4 protein-coding genes are annotated in these 4,943 nt (G+C 40.8%); 2 read left to right on the top strand and 2 right to left on the bottom strand.

From position 1 onward, the window contains the following. Positions 1–260: 260 nt before the first annotated feature. Complete coding sequence (locus tag OQ5_RS0102010) at positions 261–2,450, bottom strand: HD family phosphohydrolase (protein WP_016775889.1); 2,190 nt, start codon at positions 2,448–2,450, stop codon at positions 261–263. Positions 2,451–2,654: 204 nt separating this feature from the next. On the opposite strand from OQ5_RS0102010, the gene OQ5_RS0102000 reads away from it, so the two are divergent. Then, on the top strand, positions 2,655–3,425 hold the full coding sequence (locus OQ5_RS0102000; protein WP_016775887.1) for an NlpC/P60 family protein: 771 nt from the start codon (positions 2,655–2,657) through the stop codon (positions 3,423–3,425). 29 nt (positions 3,426–3,454) lie between these two features. Continuing rightward, positions 3,455–3,904 (top strand): NUDIX domain-containing protein, encoded by a 450-nt coding sequence (locus OQ5_RS0101995; protein ID WP_016775886.1) that lies wholly within the window; start codon positions 3,455–3,457, stop codon positions 3,902–3,904. A 4-nt stretch (positions 3,905–3,908) separates the two neighbouring features. Here OQ5_RS0101995 and OQ5_RS0101990 read toward each other — a convergent pair whose 3' ends face one another. Further along, positions 3,909–4,553, bottom strand: coding sequence for a WbqC family protein (locus tag OQ5_RS0101990; protein ID WP_016775885.1), 645 nt, complete (start codon positions 4,551–4,553; stop codon positions 3,909–3,911). Positions 4,554–4,943: the final 390 nt, after the last annotated feature.

The raw sequence follows: 4,943 nt of genomic DNA, 5'->3' as shown, positions 1-4,943 counted from the left end.
CAAGCCTTGCAACTGGTACTTTCTGAACAGACACACATATTGTAAAAAAATTTTTGCGAGTTTATAGACGCGCACTAATAAGTGTCTGTCAATAAAGTACCATTTGCTGTGTTACGCTCGTTCGAAAATTACTCATTTACGATGAGTAAACTCCGTATTTTCGGACTTCCCAAGCCTTGCAACTGGCACTTTCTGAACAGACACATGACCAGAAACAAGTTTTGCGTAATTTATAGACAAGCACTAAATAGTCACAGCCCCTATTCATCGGGTTTATCCGGGGGCGTTTGAGGTTCATTATGTTCCGATGTCTGTACCTGTGACTTTACTTCAGGATATTCAACCCGGGCATGGTAGATGTTTTTAAGTTTTTGTTTGAAAACTTCTTTCACCTGCGTTATTTCACGGAACGTTATGGGGGCATTTACAAATTGGTTTTCTTCTATCTGACTGTTGATAATATTTTCCACCACCTTTTCTATTTCTTCGTCCGTGAATGTTTTAAGGCTTCTGGATGCTGCTTCCACGGCATCTGCCATCATTAAAATGGCAGTTTCTTTGGTGAAAGGAGTGGGCCCCGGATAAGTAAATTTGGTTTCATCGGGCTCTTTGCCAGGATGTTCATTTTTGTACGAATTATAGAAAAACCTGGCTTTTGTGGTTCCCTGATGTGTTCTGATGAAATCAATAATTTGCTCGGGTAGTTTATGTTTTCTGGCTATTTTGACACCGTTTTCGATGTGTTGAATAATAGATTGAGCGCTTTTTTCATGATCGAGGTTTGCATGCGGATTAAAACCGGTATTCTGATTTTCGGTAAAGAAAATAGGGGAAACGATCTTCCCGATATCGTGATACATAGCCCCGGCTCTAACCAGAAGAGGATTGCCGCCAATTTTGTACACGGCTTCCTGTGCCAGATTACCAACCTGGAGCGAATGCTGGAATGATCCGGGTGCTTTCTCTGCAAGTCGACGAAGCAGGGGATGGTTGGTGTCTGATAATTCAACAAGCGTTACATCTGATATAAATCCAAATGCTTTCTCAAAAATGTAGATGAGGGGATATACCAGAAGAACCAGCCCTCCATTGATCAGAAATTGTCCGTATAAAGACATATCAATATTCTGAAGATCTCCTTCCTGTAATATAGCCAGGGCACTATAGAATGCAGAATAGGTGAGGACAATAAAGATCGAAGCACGAACCAGTTGTTCGCGGCGCACCATTCTGAAAAGGCTGAATATTGCTATTAGTCCGACGGGAACCTGCATATAAACAAATTCAAAGCTGTTGCGCGTGAAAAAGGCTGCCATCAGAATGGTTATTACATGCATAAAAAATGCAAGTCGCGAATCAAAAAAAGTACGGATAATGATTGGCAATATAGCGAATGGGATGATGTACAGCGGGAAAAATTCAAAAAGTCGGGATAACCTGGCCAGTAAAAGGATTCCAATTACCATTAGCAGGATGAACGTAATGGAAAGAAGGTTGTTGTATACATCTCTTCTAAAAAAGAACAAAAAGAGATAAATTATGGTGAGAAACAAAAAAGTTAACAGAACTTGTCCCAGCAGGATGAAATAATAGCCGCTGCCTCCGCCAAGTGAGCTTTCATATTCCTTTTTAAGGGAGTCGAGTATTTTTGCTGTTTTCTCATCAACTATCTCACCGGTGTCAATAATTCTTTGTCCTGATAATACAACGCCGCTGGTGAGACTCATGTTTTTCAGGACAGCTTCCCTTTCACGTGAGGTTCTTTCTGTATCATATTTTATATTGGGTTCCAGGTATTTATTCAGCTGTAAATCGGAAATGAGATTGTCGAGCCGGATATCTTCCACTTCAGAGGCGTCACGCAACTGCCGGAATAACATCAAAGATATTTGCTGATAAGCGCTTTGATAATTATGAAATTCACTCAAACCTGATGGCTCTGCAAAATTGTTCCTGATCAGTATAAGCTCAAAGGCATCGTCGGCATTTGCATACGATTCGGGCACATGTATAAGTCCCCTTGAATAGACTGATGCCAGCTCTCGCTCCAATGTATTTTTTAAAAGATACCAAAGTGTTGAATCATTCCCCCGGGCTTGTTGTTCCAGAAATGGATAATTTCCAATCAGCTCTTCTTTCTTGTTTTCTATGTCCAGGAGTGACCTGTGTGTTTGTTCTACTCCTTTGAGTGTGTCGAAAACAAAATATGGTCTGAAGTTGGCAAGAATGCTGTCTCTTTCTTTCTGCAACTCCTGCTGATTTTTATATACCGGGAAGTCAAAGGGAGCGATTAACATTTCGTGCTTCCAGGGTTTTCCTTTGGAATATTCGTATGGAAATTTTCCCTCGCGTGGCAGAATATACACCACTATAGCTATTGCAGTCAGAAAAATTAAGACTCTGTATATGGATACAGAATTTTCTTTTATCGTTGAAAAAATATTTCCCATGTCTTCTTTATATCAGGCAGGTACTCATTATTATGATGCCCCGACAATATTAAAACTCCGTGTTAAAGTACAAATATATATTATAGAGTCCACTCCGAAAAGTCTATTTTTGCTAACCCTATTTTTGTCGGGAATTTTTAGTCTTTTAATGACGTTTGGTTTGCTTTTTGAGTAATCAATTTTCAAGTTTATAAAAATTGTTGTATGTCACGATCAATTTGTACATATGGATTTATTCCGGTTCGCTCGGAACCGTCGGAATCGTCCCAACTGGAGACTCAGATACTTTTCGGTGAAAGCTTTGAGATTTTGGCACGGAGGAATAAATGGGCCTATGTAAAGCTCCATTACGATGGCTATGAGGGATGGATTGATGAAAAGCTGATTGAAAAGCTTGATGACAGAGATGTAGAACTGTGGGAGAAGTCGGAAGGATTCATCGTAAAGAAACCGTTTGTTAAGGTGGTAAAGGAGTCCGACTCAACGGTGCAATACCTGACCGCCGGAAGCCGGGTTGTTTTTAATGGTGAAGACCGGAACGTCATCAGAATAGGTACCCGTGAATTCTATTGGCAGGGGACAATGCCCGAAAGTAAAGTCGACCTTGAAGAAGCAGCCCGCGGATTGTTGAATGCACCATATTTGTGGGGCGGGAAAACATTCTACGGCATCGATTGTAGTGGGTTGGTACAGATTGTTTATAAAACAGCCGGAATTTTTATGCCACGAAATGCTTCTCAGCAGATAGAGACAGGACAAGTTGTCAGTTTCGTGGAGGAAGCGAAATCAGGTGATCTGGCTTTTTTCGACAATGAAGAAGGCGAAATCGTCCATGTGGGTATCTGTCTCGGACAGGGCCGTATTCTTCATGCCAGCGGAGCCGTGCGGATAGATGCTCTTGACCACCAGGGAATATATAATGCCGAAACCAGGAAATATTCGCATCATTTGAGAGTTATCAAACGTGTAATTTGATTTTCCAATCCATCAGATTGATTGAAATTATGACTAAAAAGAAATATTGTTACGATTATCCCCGTCCTGCCGTAACTGCTGATGTAGTGGCTTTTGCCGGAGATAAGTGTGAGGACCTGAAAATTCTGCTGATCAGACGCGGGAAACCACCGTTTGAAGGGATGTGGGCCTTGCCGGGCGGCTTTGCCAACATCGATGAAGATATAGAAGTTACTGCTCATCGTGAGTTGGAAGAGGAGACCGGGCTTAATGGTATTTCACTCAAACAAATAGGCGCTTTTGGAAGAGTGGGGCGCGATCCACGTCACCGTACCATCACCATTGCTTATCTTGCATCTCTTGAACAAACGGCGTTGGTTAACGGGTATGATGATGCTGATGAGGCCCGCTGGTTCCCCCTGAATGATTTACCACCGCTGGCTTTTGATCATGATGAAATTATTGAAAAAGGACTGGAATTGTGGGGAATGGGAAATTAACCTTTCACCCCTTCTTTATGCCTGAGTTCAATACTAACAATGCTTCGGGTCCTTTATTAAACAACAAGTCGAGGATGCTTAGGTTGGGAATGAATCCGTGCCGTTCGTCAAAAACCTGTTTGTAAGGCACCGGTATAAATGTAGCATCCATTTTCCTGAAATTCTTTTTGGGATGAATGACTTCTCGCAAATCTAAAACATCGTCAGCCGGGTTTTTCTGGAAATCATCGGACACAACAATTTCAGTTTCTATCCCCAGTAATTCGCAGAGTAAACGGGTCGATTCCAGATTGAAATCAAACAAATATGTGTATTTTTGGGAGAAAAAGGGTTCAATATCATCACGGTAAAACTGAAAAAAGGGTGATGAATTGTATGCCGACACGATAGAACGCCAATGATTGGCCTGCCAATTGCTATGATAGGCAATTTTTACCTTGCTGTCTTTTACTTTTAAAGCTTTACCTTTTTCTACCGGTATTGATAAAGTCAGCGGGCCGTTGGCTCCCGATATACGATATCGGTTACGGTAGGTCTGACGTTGATAATTTGAATGCTTTTCAATGGTTGCTTTCCCGGCTTTTTCAAGATGAACAAAATACTGAACAGGCCCGAAGCAGGCCTGGGAAACTAATATCTGTCTGGACATGTTATTGAGAGATTTTAGGCCAACAGGTCAATAGGTCAATAGGTCAATAGGTCATTAGGTCAATAGTCAATAGTCAATAGTCAATAGTCAATAGTCAATAGTCAATAGGTCATTAGGTCATTAGATTAATAGATTAATAGATTGATAGATTAATAGATTAATAAGTCAATTTGGTAATTGGTAATTGATAATTGGTAATTGGTAATTGGTAATTGATAATTGATAATTGGTAATTGATCATTGAAAGAGATTCTTCGTCGTTACTTCCTCAGAATGACAATAGCGGCGCTCTGTCATTCTGAGCGAAGTGAGGAATCTCATCCCGGCTATAGGTCAATAGGTCAATAATTTGTCAGCTTTCATGATTAGGTTTATCAAATTCTTTTTCTG

Origin of the sequence: Anaerophaga thermohalophila str. Valhall (assembly GCF_000250735.1) — a bacterium.
In the GTDB taxonomy this organism is placed as follows: domain Bacteria; phylum Bacteroidota; class Bacteroidia; order Bacteroidales; family Marinilabiliaceae; genus Anaerophaga; species Anaerophaga thermohalophila_A.
This window is presented reverse-complemented; position numbering and strand designations above follow the sequence as displayed.